Consider the following 24816-nt stretch of genomic DNA (forward strand, 5'->3'; position numbering starts at 1 on the left):
GTCCTCGCATGTCCAAGGCGGGCCCGGCGCATCTGCGCAAGCTTCTGTACATGCCTGCTGTTGTGGCCAGGCGCTGCAACCCACACATCAAAGCCCTGAACGACCGGCTGCTTGCCAAAGGCAAGTCCAAGATGGCGGCTATCGGTGCAGCAATGCGCAAACTGGCGCACCTGTGCTTCGGCGTTGTCCACTCCGGCAAGCCCTACGACCCAGAATTTGCGATGTAGGGCTTGACGGTGAAGACGGTATCTACGGTTCTCCGGCCAGCAGCTCCCGCAGCCGCTCCACATCGATCGGCTTGGTCAGGTGATGATCGAACCCCGCCTCGAACGCCTGCTGGCGGTCGCGGTCCTGGCCCCAGCCGGTCGCCGCGATCAGGGTCATGCCCTGTCCCCCGGGCGTCCCGCGCAGGCGCCGCGCCAGGTCGTAGCCGGTCATGTCCGGCAGCCCGATATCGAGCAGCGCCACCTCCGGCCCGAAGCTGGCGGCCGTTTCCAGCGCCGCCGCCGCCGTGTGCGCCACCCGCGCCTCGCAGCCGAACAGCTCCAGCGCCATGGCCAGCATGTCGGCCGCATCGGCGTTGTCGTCCACCACCAGGATGCGCGCCGGCGCCAGGCGGCGTTGGTCCGCCGGGGCCTCGTCCACGCGGGCGTCGTCCAGTGCCAGCGGCAGCAGCACCGTGAACGTGCTGCCTTGCCCCGGCCCGGCGCTGTCGGCGCGGATGCCGCCGCCGTGGAGCTCCACGATGCTGCGCACCAGCGCCAGCCCGATCCCCAGTCCGCCGCGCGAGCGCTCCAGCGCCGGCTCCAGCTGCGAGAACATGTCGAACACGGTTCCCAGCGCCTCGGGCGGAATGCCGATCCCGCTGTCGCGCACCGTGATCGCGGCCTGTCCGGCCTCGCGGGCCAGCTTGAGCTCGACCAGCCCGCCGTCCGGCGTGTACTTGGCCGCGTTCGCCAGCAGGTTCAGGACCACCTGCGACAGCCGCGTGGCGTCGCCGTCGACGACCACCGGCGCCTGGGTGAGCGACAGCCGCAGCGTGTGATGCGCGGCCTCCATGGTGGCCGCCATGTCCTGGGCGGCGCCGCGCACCACCGCGCCCAGTTCGACCGGTGCGCGGCGCAGCTGCATGCGGCCCTGGGTGATGCGCGAGATTTCCATCAGGTCGTCCACCAGGCGCGTCAGGTGGCGCAGCTGGCGGTCCACCGCCAGCAGCAGGCGCCCATCCAGGCCGTTCTCCGAGGTCAGCTTCAGCACGTCGAGCGCGCTGCGCATCGGCGCCAGCGGATTGCGCAGCTCGTGCGACAGGGTGGCCAGGAACTCGTCCTTGCGCCGGTCCGCCATCGACAGCTGGGCGTTCAGCGCCTGCAGCTGGATGTCGGCCGCGCGGCGCGCCTCCAGCGCCGCCTCGGCCGTCTTGCGCGCGGACAGCAGCTCGCGCTCGTAGGCGCGCCGGTCCGCGACCTTGAACAGCGCCCACTGGTCGAAGCTGGCGTCCCCCTGCTGGCGGCGCACGATGTTGACCAGCACCGGCAGGCGCTCGCCGTCCAGGTTGCGCAGGTCGACCTGGATCTCGGCCACCGAGCCCTGCACCTGCAGCAGCGGCAGGCAGTGGGTGTGGAAGAACAGGCGCGCGCCGACCGGCAGCAGCTCGGCCATGCGGCGCTTGCCGGCCAGCGCGGCTTCCTCGTGGCCGAACCAGTGGCAGGCGGTGGCGTTGGCGCGCAGGATCAGGCCGCTGGCGTCGGTCAGCAGGAGGGCGCAGGGCGCGCCCTCGAACAGGGCGTCGCTGTCGGGCAGCGCTTCCACCTGTGGACTCAGCGCAGCGCCTGCGCCAGGAAAGCGTCGATGGCGCGCGAGCTCTCCGTCGGCGCGCTCATGTGCGGGCAGTGACCGACGTTCTCGATCACCGTCAGGGTGCTGACCGGCAGGTGCCGGTGCAGCCAGTCGCCGACCTGCAGCGGGGCGATCAGGTCGTCGCTGCACTGCAGGATCAGCGCCGGCACCTGCGAGCGCGGCACGTCCTGGCGATGGTCGGACAGGAAGGTGACGCGTGCGAAGTGCTTGGCGATGTCGGGATCGTTGCGGCAGAAGCGGCTGGTCAGCTCGTCGCGCAGGTGGGGGCTGCCGGGCGCGCCCATGATGGCCGGCGCCAGGCTGCTCGACCAGCCCAGGTAGTTCGCCTCCATGGTCTCGAGCAGTTCGTCGATGTCGGCGCGGCTGAAGCCCCCGCGGTAGTCGCCGTCGTCGATGAAGCAGGGGGAGGGGCCGACCATCACCTGGGCCATGAAGCGCTGCGGCGCCTCGATCGTGGCCAGCAGCCCGATCATGGCGCCGACCGAATGGCCGACGAACACCACCGGGCCGGCGGCGCATTCGTCGAGGATCTCGAGCAGGTCGGCGGCATGGCCGTGCAGGCTGGCGTAGCGCTCGCGGTCGTAGGCCGCCAGGTCGGAGCCGCCGCTGCCCACCAGGTCGAAGGTGACGATGCGGAACCGCTCCGCGAAGGCGGGCGTGAGATAACGCCACATGGTCTGGTCGCAGCCGAAGCCATGCGCAAACACCATGGTGACCGGACCGGCGCCGGAGATGTGGACGTTATTTCGAATCTGAACGGACATGAACGTTCCTGGAAAGAGCTTCGAAATGGCAACAAATCCAGAATATCATGAAATTCCGGCAATGCAGGGCGCGTGGGAGCTTATCGTGCGCGGCCGTCTTCCGGTTCAGTCGAGATCGTCGTTTTCGTCGCCACGCCTGAGCCGCGGGATCACCTTCACCAGCAGGATGCGCGGCCCGTTCATCTTCTTGACCACCACGTCGAACTGCGGGAACTCGATGCGCTGCCCCTGTTTCGGGATGTCGCCCAGCTTGGCCATCAGCAGGCCGCCGACCGATTCGACGTCGTCCAGGCCCATTTCCTCGTTGTCGATATCGATGCCCAGCAGGCGCTCGAGCGAGAAGATCGGCAGGCTGGCCTTGCCGATATAGGTGCCGTCGGCCTGCTTCAGCCAGTCGTTCTCGTTCAGGCGGAATTCGTCGCGGATCTCGCCGACCATCGCGCCCAGCAGGTTGTCCAGGGTGATGAAGCCGACCGGGCGCTTGCCCTTCTCGCCGATCAGGGCGAAGTGCGGCGCGCCGCTGCGGAAGCGCCGGAAGATGTCCTGGGCCGGGGTGCGCGCCGAGATGGTCTCGACCGGGCGCAGGAACTGGGTCAGGTCGGTGACGGCCCGTCCCGCCTGCAGGGCGAAGTACAGGTCCTTCAGGTGGATCACGCCCAGCACTTCCTCGCCGTCGACGTCGAAGAAGGGATAGCGCGAGAAACGGTTGCGGCGCACCGTCTCCAGGTTCTGTTCCAGGCTGCGGCTGGCGTACAGCGCGCTCACTTCGTTGATCGGGCGCATCAGGTCGGACACCGCGAGCTGGCTGAAGTCGAGCGACTGCGCCAGGATGTTGCGCTCGTCATGGGTGAACTTCTCGCCCGGCTGGCTGGTGCGCAGGATCATCTTCAGCTCCTCCAGCGAGTAATGGACCTCGTGGCCGCCGGCGCCGGCCAGGCCGGCCAGGCGCAGCACCATGTTGGCGCTGGCGTTGAGCACCCAGATCGCCGGATACATCGCCCAGTAGAAGCCGTACAGCGGCAGCGCGCACCACAGTGCCACGGATTCCGGCACGCGGATCGCGAGCGATTTCGGCGCCAGTTCGCCCACCACGATGTGCAGGAAGGAGATCACCGAGAACGCCACCACGAAGGACACGCCGTGGATCACTTCCTGGGAAGTGACGCCGGCCAGGGCGAAGACGGGTTCGAGCAGGCTGGCGAAGGCCGGTTCGCCGACCCAGCCCAGGCCCAGCGAGGCCAGGGTGATGCCCAGCTGGCAGGCCGACAGGTAGGCGTCGAGCTGGCCGTGCACCGTGGCCAGGATGCGTCCGCGCATCCCTGCCGCCTTGGCGATGGCGCGGACACGGGTCTTGCGCAACGTGACGATACTGAACTCGGCCGCCACGAAGAAGCCATTCAGCGCCACCAGGAAGATGGCGAGAATGACGAATAAAAGGTTTTCCATAAACGCGTAAAGTTAACAAAAGGCAAAAGCCAGGACCATTGTACCGCTCATCCGCCGGACAGAACGCCCTTGTGCACGGCCGACAGGATCGCCTCCACTGCCGGGTGCTTGATCTTGCGCTCGTTCGAGATGGCGTAGAAGTGCTCGCGCACCTCCAGCACCTGTCCGGCAATTTCCGCGCCGAGCTGCTCCCTGACGTCGGCCTCCATCGAGGCCGGCGCGAAGAACAGGCCGAGGCCGCGCCGCCCGAAGGTATTCAGCAGGGCGTTGTCCTCGAACTCGCCGACCACGTCCGGCCGCACGGCATGGCGCTCGAACCATTCGTCGATCCTTCCCCGCAAGGCATTATTGCGCGTCGGAAGCAGGAAGGGCGCGCCGCTCAATGAAGCGGGGAAACCCGGTGAGTAGGCTTTCGCCAGCGCCGGCGCGCCGGCGACGATCATCCCGCTTTCCGACAGCAGGTGGCTGAACACCCGCAGGGTGGTGCCGGAGCGCACCGCGCGGTCGGTCAGCACGACGTCGAGTTTATGGAGCGCCAGGTCCCCCAGAAGTGCCTCAAACTGGTCTTCATAACATACAAGGCGTATCCGTTTGTCTAGCTGAGTGGTAATCTCCAGCAGGCGGTAGGCGGTGAGCTTGGGCAGCGAGTCCGAAATCCCGACGGTCAGGCGGATGCGCCCGCTGTCGGATTCGTTCAGGGCTTCCTGCATCTGCTCGCCGAGCAGGAAGATCTGGTCGGCATAGGACAAGGCCATGCGTCCGGCCTCGGTCAGGATCAGGCGCCGTCCCTGCTGGGTGAACAAGGCCTTGCCGAAGGCCTGCTCGAGCAGGGTCAGCTGGGTACTGACGGTCTGGACCGCGAGGTGCAGGCGTTCGGCCGCGCGCGTGATGCTGCCTTCCTTGGCGACCACCCAGAAGTAATACAGATGGCGGAAATTCGGGGGACTATGGTTCATGTCTTCCGTTTTTTAGAAGTAATTGTTCGATTATCTTCGCTTTTTCAATATCGTGCCCAGCCCTACACTCAGGGCTGTCAAATTTTTAACCGAGGGGGAAACACAATATGAAGCATTTCACAGGGTCATTCATCGTAAGCGTCATCTGCTTGACGCTCGCCGCATGGTGGGGTTACGACCATGGCGGCGTCGCCGGTGCGATCACCGCGCTGGGCGTTGCGGCCATCCTGTCCATCATGGAAGTCTCGCTGTCGTTCGACAATGCCGTAGTCAACGCCTCGGTCCTCAAGGGCTGGAATGAATTCTGGCTGAAGCTGTTCCTGGGCCTGGGCATGATCATCGCCGTGTTCGGCATGCGCCTGGTGTTCCCGCTGGTGATCGTGGCGGTGGCCGCCGACCTGGGCATCATGGACGTGTGGAACCTGGCGCTGACCGATCCGAAGTCGTTCTCCGGCCACCTGACCGAGCACCATGCTGAAGTCGCGGCATTCGGCGGCATGTTCCTGCTGCTGGTGTTCCTGAACTTCCTGCTGGATGACGAGAAGGAAACCCACTGGCTCGGCAACTTCGAGGGCAAGCTGGCCTCGCTCGGCAAGGTGTCCTCGATCTCGGTGATGATCGCGATCGCGGCCTTGATGTTCAGCATGACCTATGTCGAGGAAGCGCAGAAGATGGTGGTCCTGGTCGCCGGCCTGTGGGGCATCCTGGTCTACGTCGGCGTCGACATGCTCAGCAGCATTCTGGAAAAGAGCGAAGCAGAGGGCGGCGATGTCGGTGACATGGTCAAGCGCGGCGGTATCGGCGGCTTCCTGTACCTGGAAGTGCTGGATGCATCGTTCAGCTTCGACGGCGTGATCGGCGCCTTCGCGATCACCAGCGACGTCGTGATCATCATGCTGGGCCTGGCGATCGGTGCGATGTTCGTGCGTTCGATGACCGTGTTCCTGGTCAAGAAGGGCACCCTGGACGAGTTCGTCTACCTGGAGCACGGCGCGCACTATGCGATCGGTATCCTGGCCGTGATCATGCTGGCGAGTATGAAGTGGCACGTGCCTGAGCTGGTGACCGGCCTGACCGGTGTGGCCTTCATCGCGGCTTCGCTGTGGAGCTCGATCCGCTACAAGAAGCAGCAGGAAGCGCTGGAAGCCGCCGGCGAGAAACAGCTGGCGTAACGGTAACAAGTAACAAGGCAGGACATGCGGTGGCGCGGCCGGTACGGCAGCCCACCGCCGCAGGACCCGCGGCGAGCGGCAGAACACCAGCTCGCTGCGTGTATCACCCGGTGTTCAAGAGAAGTTTTACTTTTTAGGAGATCCACATCATGGCAATCAGTCTGCAAAAAGGCGGCAACGTCAACCTGTCGAAAGAAGCACCTGGCCTGACCCAGCTCAAGGTCGGCCTCGGCTGGGATACGCGCGCTACCGATGGCGCCGCCTTCGACCTCGACGGCGCCGTGTTTTTGCTGAATACGTCCGGCAAGGTTCGCTCGGACAGTGATTTCATCTTCTACAATAACCTGAAGTCGGCCGATGGCTCGGTGGAGCACTCGGGCGACAACCGCACCGGCCAGGGCGAAGGCGACGACGAAACCGTGTCGATCGACCTGAGCAGGGTGCCGGCCGATGTCGACAAGGTGGTGCTGGGCGTGACCATCCACGACGCGGAAACCCGCCGCCAGAACTTCGGCATGGTCGGCAAGGCCTTCATCCGCTGCGTCAATGCCGCGAATAATTCCGAGATCGCCCGCTACGACCTGTCGGAAGACAGCTCGACCGAAGCGGCGATGATCTTCGGCGAGGTGTACCGCAATGGCGCGGACTGGAAGTTCCGCGCGATCGGCCAGGGCTTCAACGGCGGCCTCGGACCACTCGCCAAGAACTACGGCGTCAACGTTTAACACAACAAGGAGGCGGCCTGCCGAGGGCGGGCCGCCATGCGAAAGGAAGTCCACCATGCCAGTATTTACCGTGACCGGGGATGTCGATCCCTTCCTGCACGTCTCGATGCGCCAGGGCGAAACCATCTATTGCGAATCGGATGCGATGGTGATGATGGAATCGACGCTCGACCTGAAGGGCAAGATGAAGGGCGGCCTGGGCAGCGCCCTGATGCGCACCTTCGCCAACGGCGAGTCGTTCTTCCAGCAGCACATCGAGGCGACCCGCGGCGCCGGCGACTGCCTGCTGTCGCCGACCCTGCCGGGCGCGATGCAGATCGTCGATGTCGGCCCGAACAACTACATCATCAGCGACGGCGCCTTCGTCGCGGCCAGTTCGGGCGTCGACCTGCGCGTGCGCACCCAGAGCGTGGGCAACGCCCTGTTCGCGCAGAGCGGCGGCTTCTTCGTTACCGAGACCTCGGGCAGCGGCCAGGTGGTGGTGTCGGGTTTCGGTTCGATGTCGGTGCTCGACGTCGAGCCGGGCAAGGATGCGATCATCGACAACGCCCACGTGGTGTGCTGGGACAGCACGCTGCGCTACGAGATCTCGATCACGACCGGCACCAGCGGCGGCTTCCTGGGTAACCTGATCAACAGCCAGACCAGCGGCGAGGGCATGGTATTGCGCTTCTCGGGCAAAGGGAAGGTTTATGTGTGTTCGCGCAACCGGAATGCATTCAAGGCCTGGATGCAGGCTCCGGCGCGCTAAAAGGAGGAATCATTTATGTCAGTTAATCTGCAAAAAGGCCAGAAGATCTCGCTGGACAAGGAAGCCGGTGCTTCCCTGAGCCGTGTGACGATGGGCCTGGGCTGGGACGCGGTCAAGTCGAAGGGCTTCTTCGGCTTCGGCGGCGGCAAGTCCGAAACCGTCGACCTGGACGCCTCCGTGGTGATGTTCGACGAATCGAACCGTCCGGTGGACGTGGTCTGGTTCCGCCAGCTCAAGAGCCGTGACGGCAGCGTCAGCCACAGCGGCGACAACCGCACCGGCGCGGGCGACGGCGACGACGAGCAGATCACGGTCGAGCTCAACAACGTGCCGGCCAACATCAAGGCGCTGGTGTTCACCGTGAACTGCTTCACGGGCCAGAACTTCTCGCAGGTCGACAACGCCTACTGCCGCCTGATCAACAGCGGCAACGGCCAGGAAGTCGCGCGCTTCAACCTGTCGGTGCAGGGTTCGCACTCGGCGCAGATCATGGCCAAGCTGTACCGCCACAGCGGCGAGTGGAAGATGCATGCGATCGGCGAAAACGGCATCGGCCGTACCTTCGACGACCTGATGCCGCAGATCACGCCGCACGTGTAAGCGCTCGAATCTGTAGTAAGTGTCTCCGCCGACTTACCGGGGCTTCGGCCCCGGTTTTTTTACGTCCGCGGATACGGTGCGCGCCGCTCACTCCGCGGCGTCGACGAGGGTGAACAGTTCTTCGACAGTCACGTCCAGCGCCCTCGACAGCTTCAGGGCGAGGATCGTCGACGGCACCATGTTGCCGGTCTCGATGGCGTTGATGGACTTGCGCGTGATGCCCGCGCGTTCTGCAAGCTCGGCCTGGGTCAGGTCGAGCCTGGCGCGCTGCACCTTCATCGTGGTTTTCAACTGCTCGGGCATGTTTAGCGGTCGTGGTACAGCAGGCTGGCAAAAAACACCGCCGTACCAGCCAGTATAGTCGTGACGGCCATCACCGCAAGCGGATAGGCAGGCTCGGCCCATGCCAGCAGCGGCGGCAGCAGGGCTTGCGCCGCCAGCATGCCGACGAAGCCGTTGCGCCAGGCACGGTGCAGGCTCGCCTGGCGCAACTCGTCGTTGACGATTGCCTGCATGTCGGCACTGGCCGGGTTTCCGCTGCTGCGTAGCGAGACGACGGCGATCACGATGAAAACGGGCAGCAGCGTGAACAGACTCTTCGACAGGCCCACCGTTTCCGGCCGAGACGAAGCGAGGGCCAGCAGGGCGCCAAGCCCCAATACGACGATGATCCCAAGGCTCAGCCACAGTTGACGGCGGGAGAGGCGAAGCAGCTTTTCCTGAGCGAGGTGGGAGATGGCGGGCATGATGGGTTTCCTGAAGAGTGATGATCGATAATGTAACACATATCACCCAAAAAGAAACCCATCAGTTACATGTGGCGGATGCAGTTCTCCAGCGCTCAGGCCGCAGTCGGCTCCGCCGCCACGGCCTTGCGCCTGCCCAGCACCAGCAGGCCGAAGGCGGTGGCCAGCACGTACATGCTGATCGAGTAGATCGCCGCCGGCACCATCAGCTGGAAGTCGCCCAGCACCGACACCGCGACGAAGATCGCCAGGGTCGAGTTGTGGATGCCGATCTCGTAGCCGATCGCGATGGCGTTCGGCTTGTCGAGGCCCAGCATGCGCGGCACGGAGTAGCCCAGGCCCAGGCTGAAGGCGTTGAAGGCGATCACGGCCAGGCCGATCGAGGCGAACGAGCTGGTCAGCGCGGTCCACTCCTTGGCGATCGCGATCAGGGCCAGCGCCGCCAGCACGACCATCGAGAAGATCTTCATCGGCTTGTCGGTGCGCGCGGCGAAGCCGGGTGCGCGGCTTTTCACGAGCATGCCGATCGCCACCGGCACCAGCACGATGCCGATCACTTCGATCACCTTACCGGTCTGCATCGGCACCACCTGGCCGCTGTTCGAGAAGGCGTCGATCGCGATGTTGGCGATCAGGGGCAGGCTGACGATCGAGAGCAGGGTGTTGATCGCGGTGAGCGAGATGTTCATCGCCACGTTGCCGCCGAACAGATGGCTGAACAGGTTGGCCGAGACGCCGCCCGGCGAGGCCGCCAGCAGCATCAGGCCGACCGCGAAGACCGGGGCCACGTCGAAGGCGAGCACCAGGCCGTAGCAGATCGCGGGCAGGACCAGGGCCTGCAGCACGAGGGCCAGCACGACCGCCTTCGGCTGGCCGAGCAGGCGCCGGAAGTCGGCCAGGGTGAGTGACAGCCCCAGCCCGAACATGATCAGGGCCAGGGCGCCGATCAACAGGGTGGGCAGCAGGGTGATGAAGTTGCTCATTGGGTGTCTCCTTGTTGTGTTTTATTGTGAGGGCGAGACAGCGGAATGCGCGGCCCCGCCGCGGGGACAGTGTAGTGCAAGCGGCGCCGCAAAAACCGCGGCTGAACTGGAGCAAGGCCTCTAGGGGCCGGCGCGCGAAGTCCCTGCCGCCAGTGGCGGTGACGACGTGTCGACGCTGCGGGACTGGCGTGCAAACGAACGCTGGCCTGCTTCCAGAGCCGCTCAGTGCCCGCGCTTCTGCACCAGCGCCGAGCCGACGCCGTGGCGCTTGCCTTCGCTGACGGCCGTCACGGTGCCGTCCGGGTTGAACACCAGCGCATTGGCCGCGCCGATCTCCTCGGGCGCGGCCTCCCAGCGGTGGCCAAAGCCTTCCAGCGCACGCGCCTGGGGGCTGCCGGGGAAGCCCGGCTCGATCGCGGTGGCCGCGCCATTGCGCTCGCTGATGCGCGGCGCGTCCAGGGCCTGGTCCATGCTCATGCCGAAGTCGACGTAGTTGACGATGGTCTGCAGCACCGTGGTGATGATGGTCGAACCGCCCGGACTGCCGATGCTGAAGGCCGGCTTGCCGTCCTTCAGCGCGATGGTCGGCGCCATGCTCGAGCGCGGGCGCTTGCCGGCTTCCGGCACGTTCGGGTGCGGCCCGCTGAAGTCGAAATCGGTCAGCTCGTTATTCAGCAGGAAGCCATAGCCCGGCACCACGATGCCGCTGCCGCCCCAGGATTCGATGGTGAAGGTGTAGGCGACCACGTTGCCGTCCTTGTCCGACACCGCCAGGTGGGTCGTGTGCGCGCTCTCGGGATGCAGGCGGTGCACGTGCGGGCGCAGGGGCACGCTCGGGTCCTGGTAGATATAGGGATCGCCCGCCGCCGCCACGGACGAAGCGGCGCGCTGCTTGACCAGCTTGCGGCGCTGCGCGGCGAATTCCTTCGACAGCAGGCCGGCCAGCGGCGCGTCGACGTATTCGGGATCGGCGAGGTAGGCATTGCGGTCGGCGAAGGCGAGGCGGCTGGCCTCGATGTACAGGTGCTCGGCCTGGGCGCGCGGCATCGCCTTCAGGTCGTAGCCCTCCAGGATGTTGAGCGCATGCGCGACCGTGGCGCCGCCGCTGCTGGGCAGCGGCATGCCGTAGATGTCGTAGCCGCGGTAGGTCGAATGCAGCGGGCGGCGGATGCGCGCTTCGTAGTTGGCCAGGTCGGCGAGCGTCATCCGGCCGGGGGCTACCCTGACGCCGGCGGCCACCGGCGGCCGGTTCACGGTGTCGACGATGGCGCGCGCGATCGGGCCCTCGTAGAAGGCTTTCACGCCGCCGGCCGCGATCTCGCGGTAGGCCTTGGCCATGCCGGGATTGCGCACCAGGGTGCCGGCCGGCAGGGCCTTGCCGTTGCGCAGGTAGAGCGCGCTGGTCGGCGCGAACAGCTGGAATTTCTTTTCGTTCCCGGCCGTCAGGTGGTGGAAGTTGTCGGTGACGGTGAAGCCGCGCGTAGCCACGTCGATGGCCGGCGCCAGCACCTGGCGGAAGTCCATGCTGCCGTAGCGGGTGAGGGCTTCGTGCCAGCCGCGCACCGTGCCCGGCACGCCGACCGCCGCGCCGCTGGCGATCGCGGTGTCGTAGTCGACCGGCTTGCCGTCCGACTGGAACACGGCGGGCGTGGCGCTGGCCGGCGCCGTCTCGCGGTGGTCGATGGTGATGACGCGCTTGTCTTTCGCCAGGTAGATGAGCATGAAGCCGCCGCCGCCGATGCCGCAGCTGAAGGGATCGGTCACGCCCAGGGTGGCGGCCGCCGCGACCGCCGCGTCGATCGCGTTGCCGCCCTTGTTCAGGATGGCGAGGGCCGCGTGCGAGGCCTGCTCGCTGATGGTGGCGACCGCGCCGCCGGTGCCGGTGGCCAGCGGCGTCTTCGCCGCCGCCGGCGCCTGCAGGACGATGGACAGCACCAGCCCGCACGCGAGCGCGAGTTCTCTCATGGGAAGCACTCCGCGATGCAAGCGCGAACGCTCACATCGAGTACATGTTGAAGGTCACCGGGTAGGACGCTGGACGGACTTCGGCCATGCCGCGCGGCGGCGCCACCAGCGAGCGGTCGAGCTCGATACGCGAGCCGCGCAGCGCCGGGTTGGTGTAGCCGGGCTGGCCCGGCACCAGGTAGAACGCCTGGGCCACGCTGCCGATGCGGATCGTGAAGCGGTAGGCGACCTGGCCGGCCCAGATGCAGCGTGCATTGTCGGGGCAGCGGCTGTCCTCGGCGCCGTCGTAGGTGACGCTCAGGCGCGGCGCCAGCATCACGCCCTGGCGCTCGGTGAGGTTGAAGCGCGCCTCGGGCAGGCGGTCATCGGTGGTGGCGCAGGCGCCCAGGGCGCCCAGGGCCAGGACGGTGGAGAGAACACGGAACAGGGAGCGCATGCTGTGTCGTCCAATCTGGTCGGGAATGGACATCATAGCAAAGTCGCAATCGCGTGGTCGCGCCGCAGCGTGTGCCGGCGTCATAAACCGGTCATATTCGACAGCTATTCTTTTCCATGTAGTCAAAAAGTAGCTGAGAAAACTCCAACAACCAGGAATAGGAATTCAAGCCAATGTTCAAGAAGATCCTCGCCGGCGCAGCCGCCGCGCTCGTGATGACGACCTCGTTCGCCGCTGACATGACCGGCGCGGGCGCTACCTTCCCGTACCCGATCTACGCCAAGTGGGCCGAGTCGTACAAGGCAGCCACCGGCAATGGCCTGAACTACCAGTCGGTCGGCTCGGGCGCCGGCATCAAGCAGATCAAGGCCAGGACGGTCGACTTCGGCGCATCCGACATGCCGCTCAAGCCTGAGGATCTGGAGAGCGATGGCCTGATGCAATTCCCGGCAATCATGGGCGGCGTGGTCGCCGTGGTCAACGTCGATGGCGTCAACCCGGGCCAGCTGAAGCTGACCGGTCCGGTGCTGGCCGACATCTACCTGGGCAAGATCACCAAGTGGAACGCTGCCGAGATCGCAGCCCTGAACCCGGGCGTGAAGCTGCCGGACGCCGACATCACCGTGGTGCACCGCGCCGACAGCTCGGGCACCTCCTTCCTGTTCACCGACTACCTGTCGAAGACCAGCGCCGACTGGAAGGGCAAGGTCGGCGCCGGCACCACCGTGAAGTGGGCGGTGGGCGTGGGCGGCAAGGGCAACGAAGGCGTGGCCGCCAACGTGCAGCGTATCAAGGGCGCGATCGGCTACGTCGAGTGGGCCTACGCCAAGAAGAACAAGCTGTCGCACACCCAGCTGAAGAACAAGGATGGCATGTTCCTGCAGCCGGACGACGAGAACTTCAAGGCCGCCGCCGCGAATGCCGAGTGGACCAAGGCCCCGGGCTTCGGCGTGGTGCTGACCGATCCGGCCGGCAAGCAGAGCTGGCCGATCACCGGCGTGTCCTACATCCTGATGCACAAGACCCAGGCTGACGCCGCCAAGGGCAAGGAAGTCGTGAAGTTCTTCGACTGGGCCTACAAGAACGGCGCCCCGGCAGCAGCCGAGCTGGACTACGTTCCGATGCCGGCCAACGTCGTCAAGCTGGTGCAGGATGCCTGGAAAGCGAACCTGAAGGACGGTTCGGGCAAGGCAATCTTCTAATCGCCTGCATGGCGAACCATCCGGCAGCTCGGCTGCCGGATTTTCTTTGGGCATCCATGACAACGGCCAATACGATCGTCCTGGTAGTCGACGACAAGCCCGCGATTGCCGAACTACTCAAGTTCTCGCTGCACGAGGACGAGTGGGTCTGGCATAGCGTGCCGAGCCTGGCGCAGGCCTGGGATTTCATCGGGCGCGAACGCCCGGAACTGTTGCTGCAGGAATCGATGCTGCGCCACGGCAGCGGCATGCGCCTGCTGGCGCGCCTGCGCGGCGAGCGCCGCCTGCGGGAGTGTCCCGTGATCCTGCTGGCGGCCGAGTGCGCCGACGGCGAGCGTGCGCAGCTGGCGGCGCTTCCCGCGCCGGCCACCGAATTCATCCCCCAGCCGCTTCCCGCCGAGGCGATCGATGCGCGCCTGCTGCGCTCAGGGCGGCTGGTGCTCGATCCGCTCAGCTGCAGCGTGCGGGTCGGCAATCACAAGGTCGAGGTGCGCCATGCCGAATACCGGCTGCTGCGTTTCCTGCTGTGCCATCCGGGCCAGGTGTTCTCGCGCGCCCAGCTGCTGGAACAGCTGTGGGAAGCGCACGACACCCTCGACCAGCGCACCGTGGATGTCCACGTGCTGCGCCTGCGCAAGGCGCTGGGACGCGCCAAGTCCTTGATCAAGACGGTGCGCGGCGCCGGTTACATGTTGGCGGCCAATTGATGTCACGAGGCTGACATCTTTGCTCATTAGACTTGCGGCGTCTTGCATTAATGAAACAAGCCGCTCCATGAGCAAACACCCCGGCCACGCACCCTTTCTCACCCACCGTTTCCTCGTCGTCGTCTGGCCGCTGCTGGCGCTGCTGGCCTGCGCCGCGCTGTGGATCGCCACCGTCCTGCGCGCCAATGCCGAGCATGCGCGCGCGGAAGGGCAGGTGCGCAAGGACGCCGGCGCCTACGCCGAAGCCTACGAGCAGTACATCACCCGGTCGGTCGGGCAGATGGACCAGATCACGATGCAGCTCAAGTTCAGCTGGGAGCATTCGCGCGACCCGGGCCTGCTGGACGAACTGCGGCGCGACGGCATGTTCACCGACAGCGCCTTCCACGTGGTCGCCGTGCTCGACAGCAGCGGCACGGTACGCTCGGCCACCAGGCCCGGGCTGGTGGGCGCCGACCTGTCGGCCGGCCAGTATTTCGCCCAGCACCGCAACCATATCTCGACCGCGCTGCGGGTCGGCGCCGCGCCGGCGCAGTTCGGCGCCGCCAACGAAGTGGTGCTGTTCACGCGCCGCCTCGACACCGACGACGACGAGTTCGACGGCATCGTGCTGATGGCGGTCGACGCCCGCTACTTCACGTCCTTCGTCAGCCCGGCCACCCTGGGCGCGGGCGGCGTGGTGACGCTGGCGAGCAGCGAAGGGCGGCTGCGCATCGCGCAGCGCAGCGACGGCGCCTCCTTCGTGGACGGGGTCGCCCTGCCGCGCCGCAGCGCCATGTGGGCCAGCGAGCGCGGCGTGCGCGTGACGGGGGGAAGCGATGGCTTCGCCGACGGCCAGGAACGGGTGCTGGGCTGGCGCCATTCGCCCGTCTATCCGCTGGTGGCGCTGGTCGGCCTGTCGCGCAGGAACAGCCTGGACGCGGCGCATACCTACTGGATCGACAGCCGCGACCGCGCCATCATGGCCACCGTCTTCCTGGCGCTGCTGGGCTTCGTCGGCGCCATGCTGGCGCGCCGCGCGGTGCTGCGCGAGCGCGAACAGGACGAGGTGCGGCGCGCCTACCGCACCGCCACCGAGAGCGGCAACGACGGCTTCTACATGGCGGCGGCGGTGCGCGGCCGCGATGGCGAGATCGAGGATTTCCGCATCGTCGACTGCAACGAGCGCGGCGCCTTCTTCTACGGCATGACGCGCAGCGAACTGGTCGGAGCCAGCCTGTCGCGGATCGACAGCGGGCTGTTCGGCGAAGAACTGCTGTCCACCTACAGCAAGGCGATGGAAACCGGCTTCTACGAGGACGACCGCATGATGCCGAGCGATAACCGCCTGAACATCAGCTGGGGCCGGCGTCGCCTGGTGCGGGTCGGGAACGGCCTGGCGGTGACCCTGCAGGACATCAGCGAGCGCAAGGCCCACGAATCGCAGCTGGAGCGCCTGGCCAACGAGGATGTCCTGACCGGACTGGCCACGCGCCATGCCTTCCTCGAGCAGATGCCGCGCGTGCTGGCCGCTGCCACCGCAAGCGAAACGGGACTGGCCCTGCTGTTCATCGACCTCGACGAATTCAAGCACGTGAACGATTCGCACGGCCACGCCACCGGCGACGTGCTGCTCAAGTCGGCGGCCCAGCGCCTGCTGTCGCTGCTGCGCCCGACCGACCAGGTGGCGCGCTTCGGCGGCGACGAATTCCTGGTGCTGCTGCATCCCTGCGACGGCGAGCGCCAGGCGGCCTCGGTGGCGGCGCGCATCGTCGAAGCCTTCGGCGTGCCTTTCCTGATCGGCGACGAACTGCATGCGGTGGGCGCCTCGATCGGCATCAGCATGTTCCCGCGCGACGGCCTGGATGCCGAGACCCTGGTGCGCCACAGCGATATCGCGATGTACGCCGGCAAGAACGAGGGCAAGGGCCAGTACCGCTTCTTCGACCCCTCGCTGTCGTCCAGCCTGAACTCGCGCACCCGCCTCAAGCAGCACATGCTGGAAGCGATCGGGGCCGACCAGTTCATGCTGTTCTACCAGCCGCGGGTCGATGCGCGCAGCGGCGAGCTGCTGAGCATGGAAGCGCTGCTGCGCTGGCAGCATCCGCAGCTGGGCCTGGTGTCGCCGGGAGAATTCATTCCGCTGGCGGAAAGCACGGGATTGATCGTGCGGATCGGCGAGATCGTCATCGACAAGGCCTGCGCCCAGCTGGCCGCCTGGCGCGCGGCCGGCGTGGCCCTGGTGCCGGTGTCGATCAATGTCTCGCCCAAGCAGTTCCTGCGCGGCGGCGTGCAGCGCCAGCTGAGTGCGGCGCTGGCGCGCCACGCGGTGCCGGCCAGCCTGATCGAGGTCGAGATCACCGAGTCGGCGATGATGGGCGACCAGGACGACATCCTGGCCGAACTGGCGGCGCTGCGTGCGCTCGGCGTCAAGCTGCACGTGGACGACTTCGGCACCGGCTACTCCTCGCTGTCGCAGCTGCAGCGCCTCAAGATGGACGTACTGAAAGTCGATCGCGCCTTCACCACCGAGCTGGCCAACTCGAAGGAGGGCAAGGTGTTCTTCCAGGCCATCGTGTCGATGGCGCATGCGCTGGGCATGTCGGTGGTCGCCGAAGGCGTGGAGACGGAAGAGCAGCTGGCCATCCTGCGCGGCCTCGACTGCAACGAGGTGCAGGGCTACTACATCGCGCGCCCGGTGCCGGCGCCGGACATGGCGCAGATGATGAAGCGCCGCTTCCTGCTGGACCTCGCCACGGAACCGGTCACGCCTGCATGCGTCGAGTAGTTAAATTGCAACATGATGCAGTATCAGGTATTTCTGTTGTGCAAGCAAACTCTGCCGGGATTTGTCCAGGCAGGTACGGTTCGGAAGAGAATAAGTCCCTGTAAATACAGGGATTTTTTTTTCGCCAATTTGTTACTAATTGCTTGAAACTGTTTTTCCTGGGAAACTTGTTCGACTATAATTTTAGTTACATTTATTCCAAGGAGACTTGCATGCGTGGCACCCGTGAAGTGATGTTTGTTGACCCGTCGGTCGCCGGTTGGGAATCGATTGTCGGGCAAGCGGGTGACACGGTCCGTGTCGTCGTGCTGGACAGCCGGCAGGATGGACTCATGCAGATCGCGGCGGCCCTGGCCACGGAACGCGGCCTGGGCGCCATCCACATCGTGTCGCACGGCGCCATCGGGCAGCTCAGCCTGGGCAGTGCCAGTGTCAGCGCCGACAACCTGGCGCAGTACGCGGCAACGCTGGCGCAGATCGGCCTCAGCCTGTCGGAATCCGGCGACATCCTGCTGTACGGCTGCGATGTCGGGCAGGGCGTGGCCGGCGACCGCTTCCTGCAGCAGCTGTCGCAGTACACCGGGGCCGATGTCGCGGCCTCGACCGGCCTGACCGGCGCGGCGGCGCTGGGCGGCGACTGGGAACTGGAAGCCCGGGTGGGGGCGGTTGAGGCCGCCAGCCTGGCAGCCAAGGGTTATGCGGGCACGCTGGCGATCGTCTCCGGTACCGACGGCAACGACCGGCTCGAGGGAACCGCCGGTGCGGACACGGTATCGGGCGGGGCCGGGGACGACACCCTGGTCAGCAGCGCCGGGGACGACACCCTGAACGGCGGCAGCGACGGCGCATATGGCGACACCGTCGACTACTCGAACGGTTCGAAAGGCGTCACGGTCAACCTGGCGGCGGGCACGGCAACCGACGGCTGGGGCAACACCGACACCCTGGTCGGCATCGAGCACATTACCGGGTCGAACTTCGCGGACAACCTGACCGGTTCGGCAGGCAGGAACTGGTTCCGCCCCGGCAAGGGGAACGATGCCGTCCAGGGCAACGGCGGCGACGACGTTGTCATGTACGAGGGCGGCGCCAACATCATCAATGTCAACCTGAAGACCGGCACCGCCTCCGGTATCGACATCGGCAGCGACACCCTGGGCGGCATCCGCAACCTCCACACCGGACTGGGCGCGGATATCATCCAGCTGTCCGACCTCGGCGGTTACGTCTTCGCGCGTAACGGCGATGACACCGTCACCGGCGGCGCCGGCAACGATCACGTCATCGGTGGCAGCGGCAACGACAAGATCAACGGCGGCGCGGGCCGTGATGCCGCCACTTACCAGGACGAGTACAACCACGGTACCGGGAAGGCCATTACCGGGGTGGGCGTCACGGTCAACCTCGTCACCGGCGTGGCCACCGACAACTGGGGAGATACCGATACTCTTGTCGACATCGAGGATGTCTCGGGGTCGCGGTTCAACGACACCATCACCGGCAACGCCGCGGACAACAGCCTGAATGGCCATCAAGGCAACGACACGCTGATCGGCGCCGACGGCAATGACTGGCTCGATGGCGGCGCCGGCAACGACAATCTGCAGGGCGGCCTGGGCAACGACGGACTCTCCGGGGGCGCGGGCGCCGACACGATCGATGGCGGCGAGGGCGCCTATGACTCCGCCAACTACGGAAACGACTACGACACGACGGTTCCGCTGAGCGGCCTGGGCGTGACGGTCAACCTGGCGACCGGCACGGCCACCGACAACTGGGGCAATACCGACCAGCTGATCGGTATCGAAAACGTGTCGGGCTCGCGCCTGGCCGACAGCCTCACCGGCAATGCCGGCAGCAACAGCCTGAATGGCGAGGGGGGGAACGACAATCTCCAGGGCGGCCTGGGCGACGATTCGTTCACCGGCAGCGCCGGTGCCGACAGGATCGATGGCGGTGACGGCAACGACTACGCCCACTACGGAAGCGACTACGACACGACGGTTCCGCTGAGTGGCCTGGGCGTGACGGTCAACCTCGCGGCCGGCACGGCCATCGACAACTGGGGCAACGCCGACACCCTGATCGGTATCGAGAACGTGACGGGCTCGCGCCTGGCCGACAGCCTCACCGGCAGTACCGGCAACAACAACCTGATTGGCAACGCGGGCAACGACACCATCTTCGCCGGCGCCGGCGACGACTGGCTCGATGGCGGCGACGGCGCCGACACCCTGCAGGGCGACGCCGGCCGGGACAGCTTCTCGGGAAGCGCGGGCAACGACAGGCTCGTCGGCGGCGACGGCCAGGACAGCGCCACCTACATGAACGACTACGGGCAAATTCCGGTCACGGGCGTCGGCGTGACCGTCAACCTGGCCACGGGCATCGCCACCGACAACTGGGGCAACACCGATACGCTGGCCGGCATCGAGGACGTGACAGGCTCGCGCTTCGGCGACACCATCACCGGCGACGCGGCGAACAACAACCTGTATGGGCACGCAGGCACCGACACGATTGTCGCCGGCAATGGCGACGACTGGCTCGATGGCGGATCCGGCAACGACAAGCTGCAGGGCGGCGTGGGCACCGACCGGATGAGCGGCGGCGCCGGCAACGACGCGCTCGACGGCGGCGACGGCCGGGACTCGGCCGATTACTGGAGCGACTATCGCGACGATGGCACCAATACCGGTCTCGGCGTGAAGGTCAACCTGGCGACCGGCGCCGCCACCGACAATTTCGGCAACACCGATACGCTCACGGGCATCGAGGACGTGGCCGGTTCGCGCTTCGCCGACACCATCACCGGCAGCGCCGCCGACAACAACCTGTGGGGCCGGGCCGGCAACGATACGATCGCCGCAGGCGACGGCAATGACTGGCTCGACGGGGAGGACGGCAGCGACAGCCTGCAGGGCGGCGCCGGCGACGACGGGCTGACCGGAGGAGCGGGCGCCGATACCATCAACGGCGGCGACGGCCGCGACCGGGTTCACTATCGTAACGACTATGGCGCGCTTCCTGTCACCGGCGTCGGGGTGACGGTCAACCTGGCCACCGGCGCCGCGACCGACAACTGGGGCAACGCCGACAAGCTCAGCGGTATCGAGGATGTCCATGGATCGCTCCTGGCGGACAGCATCACCGGAAGCACCCTGGACAACGGCCTGTCCGGCGATGACGGCAACGACACGATCGCCGCCGGCGCCGGCAATGACTGGCTCGACGGCGGCAACGGCAACGATAACCTGCAGGGCGGCGATGGCGACGATGGGCTCACCGGCGGGGCAGGGGCCGACACCATCGACGGCGGCAACGGCTACGACCGGGTCAACTATATCAACGACTTCGGCACGACCGTTCCAACTGGCCGCGGCGTGACGGTCAACCTGGCCACCGGTACCGCCACCGACAACTGGGGACATGCCGACAAGATCGTCGGCATCGAAAACGTAACGGGTTCGCGCCATGCCGACACCATTACCGGCAATGCCGGTCACAACAGCCTGAATGGCGATGAAGGCGACGACACGCTCATCGGCGGAGACGGCGACGACTCGCTCACTGGCGGCAACGGCAACGACAAGCTGCAGGGTGGCGCCGGCCGCGACTTCTTCTACGGCGGGGCCGGCAACGACACGATCGATGGCGGCGCCATTACCGACCTGATCCATTACTTCGACAGCAACACCGTCAACTATTACTCGTCGCTTTCCGGGGTCATGGTCAACCTCGCGACCGGCAAAGCGTATGATGGGTTCGGCGGCATCGATACCCTGAGCAACATCAATCGCGTGCTTGGCTCCGATTTCGACGACGCGCTGACCGGCAGCAGCCGGGCGGTACTGGAGACCTTTGTCGGCGGCAAGGGCGACGACGTCATCAACGGCGGCGCAGTCACCGACCGTTACAACGATACCAACGGCAACCGGCTCCTCTACAGCTCCGCCGAGGCCGCCGTAGTCGTCGACCTGGCGTCCGGCACCGCCACGGGGGGCGCCGGCAACGATACCCTGGCCAACATCACCCAGGTCTACGGCTCCAGCTTCAACGACACCCTGCGCGGCTCGAATACCGACCTGACCGAGCTGTTCGACGGCGGCGAGGGCGATGACCTGATCGACGGCCGCGGCGGCGACGACCAGGCGGGTTACTCGAGCTCGTTCGCGGCAGTCAATGTCAATCTGCGCACCGGTATGGCGAGCGACGGCATGGGCGGCACGGACCGCCTGGTCGACATCGAAGGGGTGCGCGGATCGAGCTTCAACGATACGCTGACTGGCGGCAATCCGGACAATGGCAGCAGCCCGGGTGAAGGCCTGGAGTTCTTCAGCGGCGAGGCGGGCGACGACTTCATCGATGGCGGCGCAGGCTTCGACCGCGCCGACTACACCACCTCGGCCGCGGCGGTCAGCGTGGTGCTGGGCGGCACGGTGGATGGCAGCGCCTCGGACGGCTTCGGCGGCGCCGACGTGCTGCGCAACATCGAAGCCGTGCGCGGCTCGTCCTTCGACGACACCCTGACCGGCAGCAACATCGCCACGCTCGAGTCCTTCGAAGGGAAGCGCGGCAATGACACCATCAATGGCATGGGCGGCATCGACCAGGTCGACTACCGCCATGCGGGCGGTGCGGTCAGCGTCAACCTGACCACCGGCGTGGCCACCGACGGCCAGGGCGGCACCGACAAGCTGTCGAACATCGAATGGGTACGCGGCTCGATCGCCAACAGCGACAGCCTGATGGGTAATTCGCTGGCCAACCGGCTCGAGGGCCTGGGCGGCAACGACTCGCTCAACGGGGCGGGCGGCGCCGACACCATGATCGGCGGCGACGGCAGCGATACCTATTATGTCGACAACGCCGGCGACGTCGTCACCGAAACCAGTGCGCTGTCGGCGGGCGGCATCGACCTGGTGGCGACCACGATCAGCTACATCCTGGGCGCGTATGTCGAGAACCTGCGACTGCAGGCGGGCGATATCAACGGCACCGGTAACACGCTGAACAACGTGATCTCCGCCGGCGCCGGCCTCAACGCCATCGACGGCGGCGCGGGCATCGACACGGTGTCGTTCGAGTACGCCACCGCCACCGCGACCTCGGGCACGGCCGGCGTGAACCTGGTCCTCGGCACGGCGGGAGCGCTGTCGACGGCCTCGGGCCTGTCGGGCGCCGATACGGTGAAGAATGTCGAGAACGTGATGGGCTCGAAGTACAACGATATCCTGTCCGGAAATTCCGGCGCCAACACGCTGAACGGCAATGCCGGCAACGATAGCCTGAACGGCGGAAGCGGCAACGACGTGCTGACCGGCGGTGCGGGAGCCGACCTGTTCACCTTCAGTTCGACCCTGAGCAACACCGCCAACCTCGACACGATCACCGACTTCGCCCTGGAAGACACGATCAGGCTGGAAAACGCCGTGTTCAAGATGCTGACGGCGACCGGCACGCTGGCGGCGGCCAACTTCAAGGTCGGCTCGGCGGCGCTCGATGCCGACGACTACATCCTGTACGAAAAGGAAACCGGCTACCTGTACTACGACGCCGACGGCGCCGGCGCCGGCGCCGCGGTCAAGTTCGCGCTCATCGGCGTGAACCTGGCCATCACCAACGCCGATTTCACGGTGATCTGACCAGGCAGGCGTGCGCCCCTGTTTCCCGGGGGCGCATCGCCAGCCAGGCAACAATCTTGTTATTTTTGTGGCAAAGCATCCCCTGAAACCCTATGATTGTCAGTCAGGCTTGTCGAGTCGATACTGGAGAGGGTCCAATGAAGCGCATTTCCTGTTTCCTGGCAGGTCTCTGCCTCCTGGCGGGCATGTCTTCCGCCATGGCGCAGCACATCGAGCTCAATTCTCCCTATGCAATCGAGAACTGCAGGGCCGGATGCTACCTGGTGAACAAGGCCGAGCCCATCTACTATGGAACGATCGCCCGCACCTACCGGATCTGCAGCGCCGACAACCAGGGCGGCGTGATCAGCGTCGACGGCCGGACCATGCGGATTCCCGGCACGGCGGGGAACGTGCGCTCATGCCGGGATATCCATGCGCTCAGCATTTCACTGACCGAAGGCGTGGTCGCCGTCGGCCTGCTGCCGTAGACGACCGCTGCGCACCCGGTCGTCAGCAGTAGATCGAGACGCCGCAGGCGGCGCTCGCCGCCATCCAGTACGACATCAGCAGGGACAGCCCGACGGCGCCGAGATAGCGGTTCTCGTGCGAAGTCAGCGCCAGCGCCGACAGCACCGGGTAGGCCAGGTGGGTGACCAGCATGAGGGTGCTCAGGCCTTCCGATTCCGGATCGCCGAAGGCGAGCATGCAGGCGCCCAGGATCGGGATCGCCGCCAGCAGCCCGACTCCATTGATCGCGCCGAAGACCAGGCTCTTCGACGTCTCGACAAACTGCTCGTAATCCATCGAGGTCTCCAGTGATTCCCGGATCAAGCCACCGGAAGCCGCTGCGATCAATCGCCGGGCGCCGCGGTACCGCTCCTTGATACCGCGGGGTGCAGGATCCGAGTCCGCATGCTGGAGAGGTGTATCCGCCATCATTGCAACTGGATCCTCCCGTACATGCCGCGTGCGCCATTGCCCGGACCTGCAGTGAAGAACAGGGCATTGCGCGGCTGGGCCTGGACGCCATTGCCGAAGGCGATGCCGTACAGGCCGTCGATCGCGATCGGCGTGCGGTCGCTCCTGCTGATGACACCGACCAGCTTGCCGTCGTGCGGGCTGAAGGCATGGATCCTGCCGTCGCCGCGGTTGGCCACCAGCAGCATGTTGCTGAAATCGCCGAAATCGGCCGGCGCGATCGTCATCCCCCAGGGGGCGTTCAGGACATTGCGGGGATCGACCAGGCGTCCGATGAAGGCGCCGCCGGTCGAGAACACGTTGATCAGGCCCAGGCCCGCGCCCGCCACGACGTCGGTGCCGTTCGCGGCGCGCTGCGCATAGCTCACGTACACGCGCTCGCCCACCGCCTGTATCCCGTAGGGCGCATAGTTGGCCGGCAGGCCGGGATCGACGAAGCCGCCGCCGGGCAAGGTCACGCGCTGGAAGGTGGCGTCATACACGTCGACCCCGCCGCGCCGGAAGTCGGTCGCATAGATGAAGTTCGCGCCCGAGGAAGCGCCGATCGCCAGGCCCTTGTAGACCGCGCCGTTGGCGCCGGTGTCGACCGCCGTCACCGCATTGGTGCGGTTGACCGCCGGCGACCAGCCGGAGATGGTGCCGCCTTCGCCGGCGAAGATGAAGGGGCTGGCGCCGGTGACGCCGTTCTGGGCCACCCGGAAGTCCTGGCTGCCGTTGAAGACGATGCCGGTCGGCCTGGCGGCGCCGCCGGTCCCGGCGGGTATCGCCACGATCAGGGTCTGCGGCACGCCATTGCCGTCGTACAGGGTGGAGGTCGAGCTGCCCTGGTTCGACACCCAGACGAAACCGGTCGGGTTGAAGGCGATGCCCCAGGCGTTGACCAGCCTCGGATCGGTGTTCGGGGCGCCGCCGGCGGCCTCCGTCACCAGGGTGGTGCTGGCGAAGGTGCTGTTCACGGTGGGCGGCATGACGATCTTGTCGTCATCGTCGTCGTCGCCACCGCAGGAAACCACTGCGACGGCGAGACCGACACCGATCAGGCCTGCCTTGAGCCAGGCGGCCGCTCTTTGATGGATGCGCATGATTGCTCCTGTCAGGTGGGGGAAGACTGAACGTTAATTCCGCCCGGGGCCC

At 66.2% G+C, this 24816-nt stretch carries 21 protein-coding genes; 10 read left to right on the forward strand and 11 right to left on the reverse strand.

Translation table 11 applies throughout. From position 1 onward, the window contains the following. Positions 1 to 227 (forward strand): transposase (locus H162_RS31445; RefSeq protein ID WP_040787835.1); only part of this gene is annotated, 227 nt, incomplete at its 5' end. A 22-nt stretch (positions 228 to 249) separates the two neighbouring features. Here H162_RS31445 and H162_RS0120975 read toward each other — a convergent pair. From H162_RS0120975 to nhaR, 4 genes are all read right to left on the reverse strand, one after another. After that, positions 250 to 1809 carry an ATP-binding protein gene (locus tag H162_RS0120975; protein ID WP_020655461.1) on the reverse strand — a complete coding sequence of 520 codons (1560 nt, stop codon included), beginning with the start codon at positions 1807 to 1809 and terminating at the stop codon, positions 250 to 252. Positions 1810 to 1817: 8 nt separating this feature from the next. After that, positions 1818 to 2621: an alpha/beta fold hydrolase gene (locus H162_RS0120980; protein WP_026354901.1), complete on the reverse strand. Its 804-nt coding sequence runs from the start codon at positions 2619 to 2621 to the stop codon at positions 1818 to 1820. Between the two features lie 105 nt (positions 2622 to 2726). Then, on the reverse strand, positions 2727 to 4067 hold the full coding sequence (locus H162_RS0120985; protein WP_020655463.1) for a hemolysin family protein: 1341 nt from the start codon (positions 4065 to 4067) through the stop codon (positions 2727 to 2729). Positions 4068 to 4114: 47 nt separating this feature from the next. Continuing rightward, positions 4115 to 5023, reverse strand: coding sequence for a transcriptional activator NhaR (gene nhaR, locus H162_RS0120990; RefSeq protein ID WP_020655464.1), 909 nt, complete (start codon positions 5021 to 5023; stop codon positions 4115 to 4117). A gap of 107 nt (positions 5024 to 5130) precedes the next feature. On the opposite strand from nhaR, the gene H162_RS0120995 reads away from it, so the two are divergent. The 4 genes from H162_RS0120995 (at position 5131) to H162_RS0121010 (ending at position 8271) form a co-directional block, all read left to right on the forward strand. After that, on the forward strand, positions 5131 to 6195 hold the full coding sequence (locus H162_RS0120995) for a DUF475 domain-containing protein (protein WP_020655465.1): 1065 nt from the start codon (positions 5131 to 5133) through the stop codon (positions 6193 to 6195). Between the two features lie 149 nt (positions 6196 to 6344). Next, positions 6345 to 6920, forward strand: a complete 576-nt coding sequence (locus H162_RS0121000) for a TerD family protein (RefSeq protein ID WP_020655466.1) — start codon at positions 6345 to 6347, stop codon at positions 6918 to 6920. Between the two features lie 55 nt (positions 6921 to 6975). Next, the gene (locus H162_RS0121005; RefSeq protein ID WP_020655467.1) at positions 6976 to 7671 is read left to right on the forward strand and encodes a TIGR00266 family protein; all 696 of its coding nucleotides are present in this window, start codon (positions 6976 to 6978) and stop codon (positions 7669 to 7671) included. Between the two features lie 15 nt (positions 7672 to 7686). Beyond that, positions 7687 to 8271: a TerD family protein gene (locus H162_RS0121010; protein WP_020655468.1), complete on the forward strand. Its 585-nt coding sequence runs from the start codon at positions 7687 to 7689 to the stop codon at positions 8269 to 8271. 87 nt (positions 8272 to 8358) lie between these two features. Here H162_RS0121010 and H162_RS0121015 read toward each other — a convergent pair whose 3' ends face one another. The 5 genes from H162_RS0121015 to H162_RS0121035 all read right to left on the reverse strand — a co-directional run bounded on the left by H162_RS0121015 (position 8359) and on the right by H162_RS0121035 (position 12401). Next, positions 8359 to 8574, reverse strand: a complete 216-nt coding sequence (locus tag H162_RS0121015; RefSeq protein ID WP_040787838.1) for a helix-turn-helix transcriptional regulator — start codon at positions 8572 to 8574, stop codon at positions 8359 to 8361. A gap of 2 nt (positions 8575 to 8576) precedes the next feature. After that, a complete protein-coding gene (locus H162_RS0121020) occupies positions 8577 to 9017 on the reverse strand; it encodes a hypothetical protein (protein WP_020655470.1) in 441 nt (146 codons plus the stop codon). A 95-nt stretch (positions 9018 to 9112) separates the two neighbouring features. Continuing rightward, positions 9113 to 10000: a bile acid:sodium symporter family protein gene (locus tag H162_RS0121025; protein ID WP_020655471.1), complete on the reverse strand. Its 888-nt coding sequence runs from the start codon at positions 9998 to 10000 to the stop codon at positions 9113 to 9115. A gap of 222 nt (positions 10001 to 10222) precedes the next feature. After that, entirely contained in the window at positions 10223 to 11965 is a 1743-nt protein-coding gene (ggt, locus tag H162_RS0121030) for a gamma-glutamyltransferase (RefSeq protein WP_026354903.1), read from the reverse strand. 31 nt (positions 11966 to 11996) lie between these two features. Next, complete coding sequence (locus H162_RS0121035) at positions 11997 to 12401, reverse strand: hypothetical protein (RefSeq protein WP_156885728.1); 405 nt, start codon at positions 12399 to 12401, stop codon at positions 11997 to 11999. 173 nt (positions 12402 to 12574) lie between these two features. On the opposite strand from H162_RS0121035, the gene pstS reads away from it, so the two are divergent. The 5 genes from pstS to H162_RS0121060 all read left to right on the forward strand — a co-directional run bounded on the left by pstS (position 12575) and on the right by H162_RS0121060 (position 23192). Next, positions 12575 to 13603: a phosphate ABC transporter substrate-binding protein PstS gene (pstS, locus tag H162_RS0121040; protein ID WP_020655474.1), complete on the forward strand. Its 1029-nt coding sequence runs from the start codon at positions 12575 to 12577 to the stop codon at positions 13601 to 13603. 56 nt (positions 13604 to 13659) lie between these two features. After that, positions 13660 to 14310 (forward strand): winged helix-turn-helix transcriptional regulator, encoded by a 651-nt coding sequence (locus H162_RS0121045; RefSeq protein ID WP_020655475.1) that lies wholly within the window; start codon positions 13660 to 13662, stop codon positions 14308 to 14310. A 67-nt stretch (positions 14311 to 14377) separates the two neighbouring features. Next, positions 14378 to 17077, forward strand: a complete 2700-nt coding sequence (locus H162_RS0121050) for a bifunctional diguanylate cyclase/phosphodiesterase (protein WP_020655476.1) — start codon at positions 14378 to 14380, stop codon at positions 17075 to 17077. Between the two features lie 212 nt (positions 17078 to 17289). Next, positions 17290 to 22722: a DUF4347 domain-containing protein gene (locus H162_RS35005; RefSeq protein ID WP_084677081.1), complete on the forward strand. Its 5433-nt coding sequence runs from the start codon at positions 17290 to 17292 to the stop codon at positions 22720 to 22722. Between the two features lie 137 nt (positions 22723 to 22859). Beyond that, positions 22860 to 23192: a hypothetical protein gene (locus H162_RS0121060; protein WP_020655478.1), complete on the forward strand. Its 333-nt coding sequence runs from the start codon at positions 22860 to 22862 to the stop codon at positions 23190 to 23192. A 22-nt stretch (positions 23193 to 23214) separates the two neighbouring features. On the opposite strand, the gene H162_RS0121065 is transcribed toward H162_RS0121060, so the two are convergent. Then, a complete protein-coding gene (locus H162_RS0121065) occupies positions 23215 to 23508 on the reverse strand; it encodes a hypothetical protein (protein ID WP_020655479.1) in 294 nt (97 codons plus the stop codon). Between the two features lie 131 nt (positions 23509 to 23639). Beyond that, positions 23640 to 24764 (reverse strand): TIGR03118 family protein, encoded by a 1125-nt coding sequence (locus H162_RS0121070; RefSeq protein ID WP_020655480.1) that lies wholly within the window; start codon positions 24762 to 24764, stop codon positions 23640 to 23642. Positions 24765 to 24816 lie beyond the last annotated feature (52 nt).

The organism is Massilia niastensis DSM 21313, from assembly GCF_000382345.1.
GTDB lineage: Bacteria > Pseudomonadota > Gammaproteobacteria > Burkholderiales > Burkholderiaceae_D > Telluria > Telluria niastensis.